Here is a 15,451-nt window from a genome sequence, read left to right as displayed (position 1 = left end):
CAAAACCAGGTTGAAAAGCATGCAGGAAGTCGTTCATCCGGTGTATGAAGGACAAAACTGGATTGAAAAACATGCGGGAAGTCGTTCATCCGGTGTATGAAGGACAAAACCAGGTTGAAAAGCATGCAGGAAGTCGTTCATCCGGTGTATGAAGGACAAAACCGGATTGAAAAGCATGCAGGAAGTCGTTCATCTGATGTATGAAGGACAAAACTGGATTGAAAGGCATGCGGGAAGTCGTTCATCCGGTGTATGAAGGACAAAACCGGATTGAAAAGCATGCAGGAAGTCATTCATCCGGTGTATGAAGGACAAAACTAGATTGAAAAGCATGCGGGAAGTCGTTCATCCGGTGTATGAAGGACAAAACCAGGTTGAAAAGCATGCAGGAAGTCGTTCATCCGGTGTATGAAGGACAAAACTGGATTGAAAAACATGCGGGAAGTCGTTCATCCGGTGTATGAAGGACAAAACCAGGTTGAAAAGCATGCAGGAAGTCGTTCATCCGGTGTATGAAGGACAAAACCGGATTGAAAAGCATGCAGGAAGTCGTTCATCTGATGTATGAAGGACAAAACTGGATTGAAAGGCATGCGGGAAGTCGTTCATCCGGTGTATGAAGGACAAAACCGGATTGAAAAGCATGCAGGAAGTCATTCATCCGGTGTATGAAGGACAAAACTAGATTGAAAAGCATGCGGGAAGTCGTTCATCCGGTGTATGAAGGACAAAACCAGGTTGAAAAGCATGCAGGAAGTCGTTCATCCGGTGTATGAAGGACAAAACTGGATTGAAAAACATGCGGGAAGTCGTTCATCCGGTGTATGAAGGACAAAACCAGGTTGAAAAGCATGCAGGAAGTCGTTCATCCGGTGTATGAAGGACAAAACCGGATTGAAAAGCATGCAGGAAGTCGTTCATCTGATGTATGAAGGACAAAACTGGATTGAAAGGCATGCGGGAAGTCGTTCATCCGGTGTATGAAGGACAAAACCGGATTGAAAAGCATGCAGGAAGTCATTCATCCGGTGTATGAAGGACAAAACTAGATTGAAAAGCATGCGGGAAGTCGTTCATCCGGTGTATGAAGGACAAAACCAGGTTGAAAAGCATGCAGGAAGTCGTTCATCCGGTGTATGAAGGACAAAACTGGATTGAAAAACATGCGGGAAGTCGTTCATCCGGTGTATGAAGGACAAAACCAGGTTGAAAAGCATGCAGGAAGTCGTTCATCCGGTGTATGAAGGACAAAACCGGATTGAAAAGCATGCAGGAAGTCGTTCATCTGATGTATGAAGGACAAAACTGGATTGAAAGGCATGCGGGAAGTCGTTCATCCGGTGTATGAAGGACAAAACCGGATTGAAAAGCATGCAGGAAGTCATTCATCCGGTGTATGAAGGACAAAACTAGATTGAAAAGCATGCGGGAAGTCGTTCATCCGGTGTATGAAGGACAAAACCAGGTTGAAAAGCATGCAGGAAGTCGTTCATCCGGTGTATGAAGGACAAAACTGGATTGAAAAACATGCGGGAAGTCGTTCATCCGGTGTATGAAGGACAAAACCAGGTTGAAAAGCATGCAGGAAGTCGTTCATCCGGTGTATGAAGGACAAAACCGGATTGAAAAGCATGCAGGAAGTCGTTCATCTGATGTATGAAGGACAAAACTGGATTGAAAGGCATGCGGGAAGTCGTTCATCCGGTGTATGAAGGACAAAACCGGATTGAAAAGCATGCAGGAAGTCATTCATCCGGTGTATGAAGGACAAAACTAGATTGAAAAGCATGCGGGAAGTCGTTCATCCGGTGTATGAAGGACAAAACCAGGTTGAAAAGCATGCAGGAAGTCGTTCATCCGGTGTATGAAGGACAAAACTGGATTGAAAAACATGCGGGAAGTCGTTCATCCGGTGTATGAAGGACAAAACCAGGTTGAAAAGCATGCAGGAAGTCGTTCATCCGGTGTATGAAGGACAAAACCGGATTGAAAAGCATGCAGGAAGTCGTTCATCTGATGTATGAAGGACAAAACTGGATTGAAAGGCATGCGGGAAGTCGTTCATCCGGTGTATGAAGGACAAAACCGGATTGAAAAGCATGCAGGAAGTCATTCATCCGGTGTATGAAGGACAAAACTAGATTGAAAAGCATGCGGGAAGTCGTTCATCCGGTGTATGAAGGACAAAACCAGGTTGAAAAGCATGCAGGAAGTCGTTCATCCGGTGTATGAAGGACAAAACTGGATTGAAAAACATGCGGGAAGTCGTTCATCCGGTGTATGAAGGACAAAACCAGGTTGAAAAGCATGCAGGAAGTCGTTCATCCGGTGTATGAAGGACAAAACCGGATTGAAAAGCATGCAGGAAGTCGTTCATCTGATGTATGAAGGACAAAACTGGATTGAAAGGCATGCGGGAAGTCGTTCATCCGGTGTATGAAGGACAAAACCGGATTGAAAAGCATGCAGGAAGTCATTCATCCGGTGTATGAAGGACAAAACTAGATTGAAAAGCATGCGGGAAGTCGTTCATCCGGTGTATGAAGGACAAAACCAGGTTGAAAAGCATGCAGGAAGTCGTTCATCCGGTGTATGAAGGACAAAACTGGATTGAAAAACATGCGGGAAGTCGTTCATCCGGTGTATGAAGGACAAAACCAGGTTGAAAAGCATGCAGGAAGTCGTTCATCCGGTGTATGAAGGACAAATCCAGATTAAAAAATATAAGAGAAGTCGTTCATCGGATTACTGAGAGATATTTTTCATCTAAAACGAACAGTTCTACTTCAGAAGGGGAGTGGGACAGCCCGTAGCCGAAAAGTTAGAGTAAGGACCTAATAATACGTGCGACTCTCTTTAAAGAACCTTCTATCCTTTTTCTTACAGTTTACTAGCAATGGATGTGATAGAATGAAGAAAAAAGTGATAAAAGGATGATTGAAAATGAAGAAACGTGTGGGTTTATCATGGAGCGGCGGAAAAGACAGCTGTATGGCACTTGATAAATTGACAAAACAAGGGGTGGAGGTCGCCTGTTTAATAACAACGATTCCAATTGAACTAGGCCGTACTTTTGGACATGGAGAGAAGATGGAATTAATTAAACTTCAGGCAAAGGCTTTAAATATTCCGGTAGAATTTATCTCCTGCACCTTCGAAGATTACACTAGCAGCTTTACCGAAGCTTTGAAAAATTTTAAACATCAATATCAATTGGCTGGGATTGCCTTTGGTGACTTATATTTAGAAGGACACCGGGAGTGGGGCGAACAATTGGCAAATGAAACATCACTTGAACCTATTTATCCATTGTGGGGAAAAAAAGAGGATGCACTACTTCTTCTGAATACCTTTGTTAAGTCAGGTTATAAGGCAACTGTCATTCGGGTTCGTGAAGATGTACTTGATAAAACATGGCTTGGCAGACAGCTCGATTCTGCATTCATTCAAGATATAACGAAAAAGGATTGTTGTCCGATGGGGGAATCTGGCGAATATCATACATTTGTTTCAGATGGTCCACTTTTTCAAGCAAGGATTGAACTGGAGCAGCCAGAAATCATCAAGTTTGAAACAACGCAAAAATATGAGTTTCAAAAAATTAAGCTAATACCAAAAGAATAAAAGGGGCTTAGTTAAATGAGCAAACTATTTGACCATCAATATGACCTTTTTCCTTTTGAAGCCTTTTCTGCATCTCACTTTTTAATGATTGCATTATTTTTATGCGGATCTGTATTTCTATATAGGTTTCGAAACCAATTAAGGAAATATGATCATTGGGCAAGAACCATCATGTTTTTAGTCCTTTTCTTATTAGAAACCTTGTATCATTTTTGGTTATATAAAGATGGTTATTGGGATATTTCATTTACTCTCCCTCTGCAGCTTTGTTCACTTAGTCTCATATTATGTTTAATTCTATTAGCAACAAGAATGCAATATATTTTTCAGATTGTCTATTTTATTGGAATAACAGGTGCCTTTATGGCAATTCTGACACCTGAATTATTTCTAGGATATCCTCATTTCAGATTTTTTCAATTTTTTATTACTCATATGCTTATTATTTGGACTTGTCTTTATTTTGTGTTCGTCCATAAGTTTAAACCGACAAGAAAAGGTCTTTTTGCCTCCTTTTTATTTTTAAATGGGAGTGCGATGGCTGCGTTTATAGCAAATAAAGTTACAGGCGGAAACTATATGTTTCTTGCCCATAAACCAAGCAATGGTTCTCTATTAGATTATTTTGGTCCTTTTCCTTATTATATACTGACATTAGAAGCGGTTGCTTTCTCCCTGTTTTTCCTTCTGCTTGTCCCTTTTACTAGGAAAAATAGAATTTCAAGGAAATTATATGACAAATAACCTTTACGATTGAATTTTTCTTATATAAACGATAATGTGAAAGATACATAAGTAAAGCAGGAGTAGGTGGCAGCGATGAAAAGGTTTTTTACAATTGGTATGGCTGGACATATCGATCATGGAAAAACAACGTTAACAAAAGCTTTAACAAATGTGGATACAGATCGATTAAAGGAGGAGAAGGAAAGGCAAATTTCCATTGAGCTTGGGTTTGCTCCTCTTTATGAAGATGAAGACATCCAAATTTCGGTTGTGGATGTGCCTGGTCATGAACGATTTATTCGACAAATGATCGCTGGTGTAGCAGGCATTGATTTAGTGGTTCTTGTTGTGGCAGCGGATGAAGGAGTTATGCCCCAAACAAGGGAACATTTACATATCTTAGGATTATTAGGAGTTCAGAACGGCATTGTCGCTATTACAAAAATTGACCGTGTCGAGGAAGAATTTATTGATTTAGTGAAGGATGACATTTTAGAAGAGTTAAAGGGGACTGTATTTGAACATTCACCCTTTATCCTAGTTGATAGTCTTTCATTGAAAGGGATAGACGATCTGAAAAATTTGATTACTAATACACTTAAATTAAAGGAAACTAGGGATGTTAGAGGGGCTTTTCGGCTTCCTATTGATCAGGTCTTTACTATAAAGGGACAAGGTACAGTTGTAAGGGGTACAGTCTATGAGGGATCAATAGAAGAGGGACAAGCTTTAATGGTGATGCCAAAAGGACTGGAAACACGTGCAAGGCAGCTTCAAGTTCATCATCAGCCTGCTGAACATGCATTTGCTGGTCAGCGGGTGGCAATCAATCTTTCTGGTATTGCAAAGGAGGATATCGAACGAGGAGATGTCCTTGTGTCTTCAGAACATTTTATTATCACTCGGACAATTGATGTGGCACTGAAGGTTGCTGGAGATTTAGATTACATGGTTAAACAGAGAATGCCAATTAAATGTCATATTGGTACTGCAGAAGTGATGGGACGAATTGTGTTTTTTGACCGGAATGAAATAAAAGATGACAACAGTGAAATTCTTTGTCAAATCCGGTTAGATGAAGAAATTGTTACAAAGCGTGGTGACCGATTTATTTTAAGACGGCCAAGTCCTCAAGAAACAATTGGAGGCGGATGGGTCATTGATCCAAGAGGAGAGAAGTATCGTTTCGGTCATAAAACAATTGAAGAATTAGCAAAGAAAAAAGAAGGCAGCCCAAAAGAAAGAATGATAGCTGCGATATCTGAAGCAAAAAGTTTGACACTAACAGAATTAATCACAAGAACTTCACTTGATGAATCAGAATTAATGTCCATTTTAAGTGAGGATGACGAGTTTATTTACTATAATAGAAAGGAATATACTCTATTCTCCATTAAGGACTTTATTGTAGAAGAATTGTATGACCGCATGAAGGATTTTCATAAGGATCATCCGATGAAGCCAGGTGAAAATAAAGCTGCATTATTACAGCCTATGCATAAAATGTACCCGAAACAGCTTTTGGAGTATGTTTTAGAACAGGCAATTGAATCTTCACTCTTCTGCAAGAGGGGGCAATATATTCATCTACGTGATTTTAAGCCTCATATTCCTTCGAATTGGGAAAAAAGAACAGGCGGCATGCTGGAACAGCTAAAAAGTGACGGTTTAAAAGTGAAATATATTAGTGACTATTTTACAAATGCGGGTATACCGAATCATATCGTTCCTGACATTATGAGATTTTTAGTAGAAGAACTTGTGATTGCCCCGCTTGATGATCAATACTATTGGCATAGTGAACACTTTAAACATGCGGTCGAGGTGTTGAAAAAACGTACTGGTCCGGAGTTTGAGGTTGGTGATGCAAAAGAAATTCTTGATCTCTCAAGGAAGTATATGATACCGTTTTTGGAACGATTGGATGCCCTGGATTTAACAAAAAGAATAGAGAATAAGAGGATATGGATAGAAACTAAATAAAGATAAAGAAGCCAAATCGTTTTGAACTGGCCTCCGATTGTTACTAATGTAAAACAATTAGGGGGCAGTTTAATTCTGAATGGCTTCTTTTTTTAGGTCTTTTCACTTGCTTTTTATACTGATGTGTGAGTTTTAGGTGAAAATACCTATAAAATTATAGAATATATTAGCTTTAGAGGGGGCAATTGGATGATAATGAATAATATACTTATCACTCCAATTTTTACAGATATAAATTTAAGAGAATTTTCTATAAAATAAAAGCCATAGAATAATAAGGAGTGAACACCATGAGAAAGCAACTACTTACAATGGCAGCAACAGCTGGACTATTCTTAGCACTTCAAGGGAATGCAAGTGCACACGAAAATACATATGAGGTACGATCGGGTGATACATTATGGAAAATTGCCCAAGCGAATAATCTATCAGTCAATCAAATTATTGAATGGAATAATATATCCAACTCTGTTATTTATCCTGGTCAAAGTTTAAGTTTACTAGCACCGCACAGTCATGATCAAACAGCTACTTATACTGTGCAAAATGGCGATGGTTTATGGGGAATTGCAAGAAAATTCAATCTTTCGGTTGAAGAGCTGAAAAGTTTGAATGGATTGAAAACGGATACTATTTATCCTGGACAAAAATTAGTTGTTAAAGGTGGACAAGCGTCTGCTGTAAATCCAAGTACTTCTTATACGGTCCAAAGCGGTGATAGTCTTTGGACGATTGCAACTCGCCATAATTTATCGGTATCACAATTAAAGTCTTTGAATAATTTAAGCTCAGATTCCATTTATGCTGGGCAAGTCTTAAAGGTTTCAAACACATCAGTTTCCAGTCAGACTCCAGCAACTAATGCTTCTAAGGTGGATGCGCTTATTGTTGAAGCAAAAAAGTACATTGGAGTTCCTTACAAATGGGGGGGAAGTACACCTGCAGCATTTGACTGCAGCGGCTATTTAAACTATGTGTTCAACAATGTTGGCATTGCCATTCCAAGGACGGTTGCAACCATTTGGGATGCGACAAAGCCAGTTTCCACACCGAAAGTGGGGGATATAGTATTCTTTAACACAGGCTCAGGCCCATCACATGCAGGAATTTTTCTAGGAAACAATCAATTCATTCACTCTGGTTCATCTACAGGAGTAACGATTAGTGATATGAGTCTATCGTATTGGAAGACTCGTTATCTTGGGGCAAGAACAGCATTATAATTATAAATAAAACAAAGCCTCCAGTCATGGCGGCTTTGTATCTGTGTGAAAAATAAATGGTCAGTCTGATTCATTGAACAAGTCTTTATGTACGAAATAATAACCTGCGCAGAGAAATGAAGCAGACCGACATTTACATGCTGGGTTGTGAGCAGATGCTCATGAATGTTTTTATACTAAAGGATCATTTCTGACTGCAAATAATGGAAAAGTAATTTTGCTGTATTCTCGAGCGATTTTTTATGCGTTCTTTCAAAAGCATGGGATGAATCAATCCCTGGTCCGATCAGCCCATGAACGATGTCATGTCCTGCACGAATGGCTGCTGAAGCATCTGAGCCATAGTAGGGATAAATATCAAGCTTATAGTCAATTTGATGATCCTTCGCAAGCTGCACTAGTTTTTTTCTTAGCTCATAATGATATGGGCCGCTGGCATCCTTAACACAGATCGAAACAGTATATTCATCTGTTGCTTGACCATCCCCCATGGCTCCCATATCAACTGCCAAATATTCAACCGTTTCAGGGGTAATATTGGAATTCCCTCCGTAGCCGATTTCTTCATTGTTTGAAATAAGAAAATGAGTAGTATAGGGTAGTTCTATGGTCTCTGATTTTATTTGCTTTATTAATTGCAATAAGAGTGCAACACTTGCTTTATCATCAAGATGTCGTGATTTGATATATCCTGAAGGTGTAAGCTGTACACGTGGGTCAAAAGAAACAAAATCACCAATCTCAATTCCTAGTTCACGTACATCTTCCGCACTATGAACAACTTCATCAATTCTAACTTCCATATTATCCTGATTTCTTTCAGCCTTACCTGCATCCTTATATACATGTACAGACGTTTGGTGCATCAAGATCGTTCCTGTATATTTCTTTCCTTGAGAAGTTTCAATCTCACAGTATTCGCCTTCAATGGAGTTGTATTTAAAACCGCCAATTAGATCAAGCTTAAGTCTGCCGCAAGGTTTAATTTCTTTAACTATAGCTCCAAGTGTATCCACATGGGCTGTTAGGAGACGGTGCTTTTTATCATCGCTGCCATGAAGTGTTGCGATTAATCCCCCTTTACGGTTTCTGCTTGTTTCTACATTCAATTCTTTCAAGTATTGTTCTACAAATGAAATCACCTTTGACGTATTTCCAGAAGGGCTTGGGATAGAAACCAATTCTTTTAAAAGCTGAAGTGTTTCATCGATATTTGGGTATGCCATATGTACATCTCCTCTCTTTGAAATAACATGTCCATTTTATTATAATTCTTTCTTAACCGCATATGAAATAAAAATAAAAAGAGACCATGAGGGGTCTCTCGCCAAAAAGTTATTTTTTTATGAGTGATTTAATCCCGTGATATAACAATACGAATGAGAATACAACAATTGCAATTCCGCCAACAATATCGAAAAAGTTTGCAATTCCTGGAGTAATGACTGCAGATGTTGGCACATTAATAAGCGCGAATCCTGACAAAATTGAGGCTAAATAAAGCAAGATTAATAGTTGCATATATCTGTCCCTCCCTTCACTATACACTATGATGGAGGGGGAATAATTGCTTCATCTTTTGTCCATATAAACGAAAAGAAATGTCTATTTTTGTAGGATATAGGGGGAAACTGGCTAAATTTTTATCATGGTTTTTAGTTTTCAATCCTAAAATTCTATGATATATTAGATAACATCGTTCAGCTTCCTTATAAAATTTTGATGTTCAATAGAAAAATTATGTAAACTTAGCGCTTGCTAAGTTTTTCTGATTTTTTAAAGTGTGAGGTGTGAATTTTGAAAAAACTTTTTTTATCAATAAAAGAAAAAATGAAAGGGAATTTGCCGCTTTTCTTTCTCGTCGTTATTTTATTTTGGCTAAAAACATATGCTGCTTATCGAATAGAATTTAATTTAGGAATAGATAATAAAATGCAGGAGTTTTTATTATTTATTAATCCTTTAAGTTCTGCTCTTTTATTCTTTGGGATAGCATTGTTATTTAAAGGCAAAGTTCAATCAACCATATTAATTATAATGAACTTCTTGCTTTCGTTTGTATTGTATGCAAATATTGCGTATTATCGCTTTTTTAATGACTTTATTACCGTTCCGGTCGTCATGCAAACAAAAGTAAATGGGGGACAATTAGGAGAGAGTGCTTTATCTTTAATGTCTCCACTTGATATTTTCTACTTTACGGATACAATTTTGCTCATCTTTTTCGTAGCAAAGAAATGGTACAACCCAGGGAAATTAGTAACCAGAAAACCGGGGGCAGTTGTAATCCTTGCTGCAGTAGCAACGTTTATGCTGAATCTTGGACTTGCTGAAAAAGATCGTCCTGAGCTATTAACACGTTCATTTGACAGAAATTATCTTGTTAAATACTTAGGCGCTTATAATTTCTCTGTGTATGATGTCATTCAAAATGCGCGTTCTGCCAGTCAAAGAGCATTGGCTGACTCCAATGATATTACTGAAGTTGAAAACTATATTAAGGCGAATTATGCTGCGCCAAATCCTGAATACTTTGGGAAAGCGAAGGGCATGAATGTCGTTTATGTGTCAATGGAGTCATTGCAGACATTTATGATTGATTACCAGCTAAATGGGCAAGAGGTTACTCCTTTCTTGAACTCTTTAGCACATGATGGGAAAACTTTTTACTTTAATAATATTATTAACCAAACGGGTCAAGGGAAAACATCTGATGCGGAGTTTATAATGGATAACTCATTATATCCAATGTCACAAGGTGCGGTTTATGTAAATAAGGCACAAAATACGTATCAGGCGTCTCCTGCTATTTTAAAATCACTTGGATACAAATCTGCTGTATTCCATGGAAACTACAAAACTTTCTGGAATCGGAATGAAATGTACCGTTCCTTAGGTTACGATGATTTTTTTGATGCAGAATATTATAATATGACAGATGAAAATACAAAGAATTATGGTCTAAAAGATAAACCATTTTTTGCTGAATCGATGCCAATATTAGAGAGTCTGCCACAGCCTTTCTATACTAAATTTATTACGTTGTCTAATCATTTTCCATTTAAAATGGATGAGGGCGATACAGATTTTCCAGCTGCAGAAACAGACGATAATGTTGTAAATCAATATTTCCAATCTGCAAACTATATGGACCAAGCATTAGAGCAATTCTTTAATGATTTGAAGACATCAGGATTATATGATAATACGGTTGTCGTTTTATATGGGGACCATTATGGAATTTCTGAAAATCATAATAAAGCAATGGAAGAAATTATCGGCAAGGAAATTACACCATTCGATAATGCGATGCTTCAGCGGGTACCTGTGTTCATTCACGTTCCTGGAGTAGATGGCGGATTAGTAAATAAAGTTGGCGGTCAAGTAGATGTTCAGCCTACATTACTGCATCTATTAGGAATAGATACGAAAGATTATTTGACAGTAGGTTCTGACCTTTTATCAAAAAATCATCGTGAAGTTGTTCCATTCCGTAATGGCGATTTTGTTTCTCCAGAAGTTTCCCAGATAGAAGAAAAGTGTTACTCAACTGAAACAGGGGAGCTAGTAGAAGGAGCAGGGTGCGAGTCACTAGCTGAGAAGGCAAGGATTGAGCTGCAAATGTCAGATGAAATTGTCTACAAAGACTTGCTTCGTTTCTATAAACCAGAAGGCTATGAGCCGATAGATCGTAATGATTATCAATATATAAAGAAGGAAATTCCTATTAAGGAAGAAAGAAACGGACTTGGCACACAGGAATAAAGGAGAGGAGTGAAGTAAATCTTCACTCCTTTTTTTGTAATGTATAATAATGAGGGACAGGCAGGAATGAATACAGGATGGTTTCCATAACCACCATCTGCGACTTAAATCGGTTATTAGAATATATGGATTAATCTTAAGAGGGTTAGACTAGTAGGGTGAGATTTATTTTTTTTTGTATCTTAACCTAAGATGAGTGCTCATACGAGTCTTTCAATCTATTTACTATTGAAAATACATGCTGAAAGTCAAGACGGTATCCTTTCGGAAACAACATGCCTAAACCGTAGGAATGCTTGAATTCAATAAATGAATATTGACTTTTCAGTTCTTCCCAAAATAAATGAACCCCAAAGTCATCACGTTGTACGGCAATATCATGGAACAAGATAACACCTTGTTTAGCTAGTTTTGGCAGCCAAGTTTTAAAATCGTGAGAGACAGCCTCATAGGTGTGATAGCCATCTATATGAAGCAAGTCAATTGATTCATCTTCAAACTCATTCAGAGCTTCATCAAACCTGCAGCGGATTAAGGAAGAATTCTTGGCATAAAGTTGATCAGTAATTTTAGAAACAGCTTCGTATACTGTATTGTCGTAATAACCCGCATGAGGATCTCCTTCCCACGTATCAACCGCATAACACATCGTATTCATGCCTTCATCTTTAATCGCTTGAAGAAAACTAAAATATGAAGCTCCCCACTGGGTTCCTAATTCTACAATAGTTGCGGGCTTCAGGAATCTTACCAAATCATAAGCAAAATGACGATGACCACTCCAAGCTGACTCTTGAGTAATATACATATGATCTTTTTCATATTCAAAAACAGGTTTATGAAAAATCCATTTGTTACCTAATTCAGTGTTTAAACAGTTACTATAATGATGAATAAATTCTTTTCTAGAATCTTCATATCCTGTAGATGCGTTTCTAATTCCACAGTCATGAATACACCATGGGCTTAATTGTTTGGGAATGCCTATATCATATCCGGCTTTAAGAAATTCAAAGGAATGGCAAGTATCATAAAAGTGCCAGCCATTTATAATATCTTCTCTCCATGGAAGATCATATTGTGTAATCATGATAAGTCCATCAATTGCTTGAACACTTTCATATTCTGATGTAACTTCACTAAATGATAAAAGCTCCATTTGGCCAGTATGACTATCATATACTTTCCCATATGTGTCTAAACTTTCCCACCATATACAGCTTTTAGGCATCGTTTTTGCTCCAACTACTCCAATCATCCCTAATAAAGGATGCCTTTTGAATATAGATAAAATATCAACCAAAAAATTATTATTAATAATAAAAACATCTTCATGAAGATACACTTTATATTTAGCATCGCTATTCTGCATCATTTGCTGATATCCTGAAGCAATGCTATTCATGTTTTCAAGTGACTTAAATTGGATTTCGAATCCTTCTGGAATGGTTAATGAATGGATGAATGCTTGTGATTTCTGATATTTCAGCGGGTCCTTGACACACGAAATAAAGCTTATTCTTTTTCCGCTGTCTTCATTTTCAAGTTCAATTGAAGGTATAGGATGCTTTTTTAATAAATCATCAAAAAATTGTTTATTGTGTAATATTTTTTCATCATATGGGTTAAATGTTCGTGCCTTTTCATTGTGAAAATATGCTTTTTCATAATCACCTAAATGATAGTAGCAAATACATAACTGAAGATGAGGGAGCCAAGTCCAGCAAGATTCGTTGAAAAATCCCCAATTGTCTTTCGGTCTTTCTAATTCTGCAGCAATTTTGTACCATACGATTGCCTTTTGATACTCGTTTTTCTTCAAAAATTGAAACCCCATCCTACAGCAAAATTCAGCACGAGGGGTGTCATATTCAAATGACTTAAATACATATTCTCTCTCTTTCGTTTCATCTCCCAAATGATAATAAATATCTGCTAATTTCCCACAGGCAGAAATATTATCTTCAACCCATCCCTTATTGGAGTTCAAAAATGTCAAATAATAATCTATGGCTTTGTTGTATTGTTTATGATCAAGTAATTCGTTCGCATAATAATATAAGTCACGCGGAGTAAATGCTTCCCCATTTTCTATTCGTTTTTCATAGATTCGTAAATTTCGTGTAGAGTCCTGATGAGTCCCTGTATGAATGACAACAACATCACTGTTCGTAATATGACCTCTCACTTCAAGGAATTCATGCACCGCCCCGTGCCACTGAAAATTATTGCTCCTTTTAACAAGCCGGTTACGTCTATAGCTAAGAGAGGGATTTCCTGATGAATCCACACCTAAATGATAGAGCATGGTTACAGAATCGATAGATGGATTAAGGGTATTTTTTATATTTAGAAGTTTTTTTTGATCTTCTTCCAAAAGAATATCATCAGCATCTAACCAAAGAATATAGTCTTTGGTGGCTTTGCTGAATGAAAAATTGCGTGCTTCTGAAAAATGATCAATCCATTCAAAATCATAAATAAGGTCTGTATAGTCTCTGACGAGTTCTTTCGTTCGATCGGTAGACCCCGTGTCAACAATGATAATTTCATCAACAATATCCTTTATACAGTTCAAACACTGGGAAATCGATCCCTCTTCATTTTTAACAATCATACATAGGCTAATTGTCATTGGAGGCTCTTGATCAAGAAGGAGAGAATAAATATCATTTCCCCACTTCTCCCGTGCTTTGTTCCAGTTTTCATTTAGCAATCCTTCTAAATCTATACCAGTTTGGCTAAATGTTGCATGGCCTTCATGGTGGACAAAAGAATCCAAGGCAATCATAAGCTCAAACCCCTTCATTTTCGCTCGAAGACATAAATCATCATCCTCAAAATTCCCCAAACCAAATCTTTCATCAAATAATCCAATTTCATCAAGTACAATCTTTTTAATTAATAAACAAAAACCGACCAGTCTGGGGTAAGGTAAGGACTGCCCCTTATACGCTTGTTCTCGTTTTTGTGCAAATTCTTCTATTTCATGAATCCCATTATAAGTAACAGGTACTTGCTGAGGATAGGCGCAGAAGTTGCTTACTGGTCCGACCATACCAATTTTTTCATTACTGTAGAGCACACGAAGCATGTTTTCTAACCAATTGGGAGTAACAACCGTGTCGTTGTTTAAAAATAAGATGTTTTCGCCAGATGCATGGTTTACTCCTTGATTGCATCCTCTTGGGAATCCAGCATTTTCTGAATTGAAAATCGCTTTTATATCTTTTTGTTCCTTCAAGTAATGGATAGTTCCATCTGTAGATGCATTATCGATAACAATCAGTTCAATTTCTTCGGAAGTATTACTTCGTATGCTTTCAAGGCAGCGAATGGTCATATCCAGCTGATTATGTGTTAAGATGATGATACTCGTTTTCATGATTTTCTATCGTCACCTCATTTTCTAATCAAAGTTGATATTTTTAAGATATGCATGGCAGGCGACAGATACAAATAATTTTCTGATTAAATAGGAAAACGGCCAATGAATAATCGGCCGTATATTTGTCTTAACTTAATTTAATAATGTGTACAGATGCATTACTATTTGTTTGTGTGCCCCCAGCTGGTGTATTTAAAGTAACGGTTCCCGACTGGGATATAAAGTTTCTTAAAGTAAGCGTCGATGGGGCGGTAGTCACGGTAATGATTGCTCTCCCATTCAATTGAGGGGTATTAGCAGTACCGTATATCGATCCTGGAACAAGTGTATTATTTAAGAATAAAGCAAATTGTTTACCATTTCCAGGTACAGTAGTTACTCCAAAGAGCACTGAATAATTACCTGTTATTGGAAGAATGATTTGTGCAGAACCAACTGCATGTGCAATCCCTACAAGTGTTCCGTTAGTATCAAATGTGACATCTGTGTTAATTGGAACATTCTGTGTGGTTAGGTTATAAATGTATCCATATGCTGATATTGCACTTGTACCTGTAGGTCCTGTAGCCCCAGTGGGTCCAGTAGGTCCCGTAGATCCAGATGGTCCTGTAGGTCCCGTAGATCCAGATGGTCCCGTAGCCCCGTTAAGTCCCGAAGCGCCGGTGGGTCCCGTAGATCCAGAAGGTCCTGTAGCGCCTGTAGGTCCCGTAGATCCGGTAGGTCCAATAGATCCAGTAGTCCC

Annotated in this window: 8 protein-coding genes and 1 pseudogene; 5 read left to right on the top strand and 4 right to left on the bottom strand. The window is 38.0% G+C overall.

Annotation, left to right across the window (positions count from 1 at the left end):
* Nucleotides 1-2,943: 2,943 nt before the first annotated feature.
* The 4 genes from C1726_RS25695 to C1726_RS25680 all read left to right on the top strand — a co-directional run bounded on the left by C1726_RS25695 (nucleotide 2,944) and on the right by C1726_RS25680 (nucleotide 7,556).
* The gene (locus C1726_RS25695; protein ID WP_102275750.1) at nucleotides 2,944-3,624 is read left to right on the top strand and encodes a Dph6-related ATP pyrophosphatase; all 681 of its coding nucleotides are present in this window, start codon (nucleotides 2,944-2,946) and stop codon (nucleotides 3,622-3,624) included.
* A gap of 15 nt (nucleotides 3,625-3,639) precedes the next feature.
* Nucleotides 3,640-4,368: a YwaF family protein gene (locus tag C1726_RS25690; protein WP_102275749.1), complete on the top strand. Its 729-nt coding sequence runs from the start codon at nucleotides 3,640-3,642 to the stop codon at nucleotides 4,366-4,368.
* A 75-nt stretch (nucleotides 4,369-4,443) separates the two neighbouring features.
* Nucleotides 4,444-6,333 carry a selenocysteine-specific translation elongation factor gene (gene selB / locus C1726_RS25685; RefSeq protein ID WP_102275748.1) on the top strand — a complete coding sequence of 630 codons (1,890 nt, stop codon included), beginning with the start codon at nucleotides 4,444-4,446 and terminating at the stop codon, nucleotides 6,331-6,333.
* Nucleotides 6,334-6,623: 290 nt separating this feature from the next.
* On the top strand, nucleotides 6,624-7,556 hold the full coding sequence (locus C1726_RS25680; RefSeq protein ID WP_102275747.1) for a C40 family peptidase: 933 nt from the start codon (nucleotides 6,624-6,626) through the stop codon (nucleotides 7,554-7,556).
* A 176-nt stretch (nucleotides 7,557-7,732) separates the two neighbouring features.
* On the opposite strand, the gene C1726_RS25675 is transcribed toward C1726_RS25680, so the two are convergent.
* Together C1726_RS25675 and C1726_RS25670 are read right to left on the bottom strand one after the other, a co-directional pair.
* Nucleotides 7,733-8,782: a M42 family metallopeptidase gene (locus C1726_RS25675; protein WP_102275746.1), complete on the bottom strand. Its 1,050-nt coding sequence runs from the start codon at nucleotides 8,780-8,782 to the stop codon at nucleotides 7,733-7,735.
* Nucleotides 8,783-8,891: 109 nt separating this feature from the next.
* On the bottom strand, nucleotides 8,892-9,077 hold the full coding sequence (locus tag C1726_RS25670) for a hypothetical protein (protein WP_102275745.1): 186 nt from the start codon (nucleotides 9,075-9,077) through the stop codon (nucleotides 8,892-8,894).
* A 309-nt stretch (nucleotides 9,078-9,386) separates the two neighbouring features.
* Between C1726_RS25670 and C1726_RS25665 the strand changes: the two genes are divergently transcribed.
* Nucleotides 9,387-11,321, top strand: a complete 1,935-nt coding sequence (locus C1726_RS25665; protein WP_180968331.1) for an LTA synthase family protein — start codon at nucleotides 9,387-9,389, stop codon at nucleotides 11,319-11,321.
* A gap of 187 nt (nucleotides 11,322-11,508) precedes the next feature.
* Here the strand turns inward: C1726_RS25665 and C1726_RS26905 are convergent, their stop codons facing one another.
* Both C1726_RS26905 and C1726_RS26845 read right to left on the bottom strand, forming a co-directional pair.
* Entirely contained in the window at nucleotides 11,509-14,706 is a 3,198-nt protein-coding gene (locus C1726_RS26905; protein ID WP_102275743.1) for a glycosyltransferase, read from the bottom strand.
* A gap of 130 nt (nucleotides 14,707-14,836) precedes the next feature.
* Nucleotides 14,837-15,451: pseudogene (locus tag C1726_RS26845) on the bottom strand (collagen-like protein); the annotation flags it as partial.

Origin of the sequence: Cytobacillus massiliigabonensis (genome assembly GCF_900199725.1) — a bacterium.
In the GTDB taxonomy this organism is placed as follows: Bacteria; Bacillota; Bacilli; order Bacillales; family Cytobacillaceae; genus Cytobacillus; species Cytobacillus massiliigabonensis.
Note: the sequence above shows the minus strand (reverse complement) of the source record. Positions and strands in the feature narration are given on the sequence as shown.

Excerpts from the sequence above, each read along its gene's own strand:
- C1726_RS25695 (WP_102275750.1), top strand. The coding sequence starts at position 2,944 with ATGAAGAAACGTGTGGGTTTATCATGGAGCGGCGGAAAAGACAGCTGT.
- C1726_RS25690 (WP_102275749.1), top strand. The coding sequence starts at position 3,640 with ATGAGCAAACTATTTGACCATCAATATGACCTTTTTCCTTTTGAAGCC.
- selB (WP_102275748.1), top strand. The coding sequence starts at position 4,444 with ATGAAAAGGTTTTTTACAATTGGTATGGCTGGACATATCGATCATGGA.
- C1726_RS25680 (WP_102275747.1), top strand. The coding sequence starts at position 6,624 with ATGAGAAAGCAACTACTTACAATGGCAGCAACAGCTGGACTATTCTTA.
- C1726_RS25675 (WP_102275746.1), bottom strand. The coding sequence starts at position 8,782 with ATGGCATACCCAAATATCGATGAAACACTTCAGCTTTTAAAAGAATTG.
- C1726_RS25670 (WP_102275745.1), bottom strand. The coding sequence starts at position 9,077 with ATGCAACTATTAATCTTGCTTTATTTAGCCTCAATTTTGTCAGGATTC.
- C1726_RS25665 (WP_180968331.1), top strand. The coding sequence starts at position 9,387 with ATGAAAGGGAATTTGCCGCTTTTCTTTCTCGTCGTTATTTTATTTTGG.
- C1726_RS26905 (WP_102275743.1), bottom strand. The coding sequence starts at position 14,706 with ATGAAAACGAGTATCATCATCTTAACACATAATCAGCTGGATATGACC.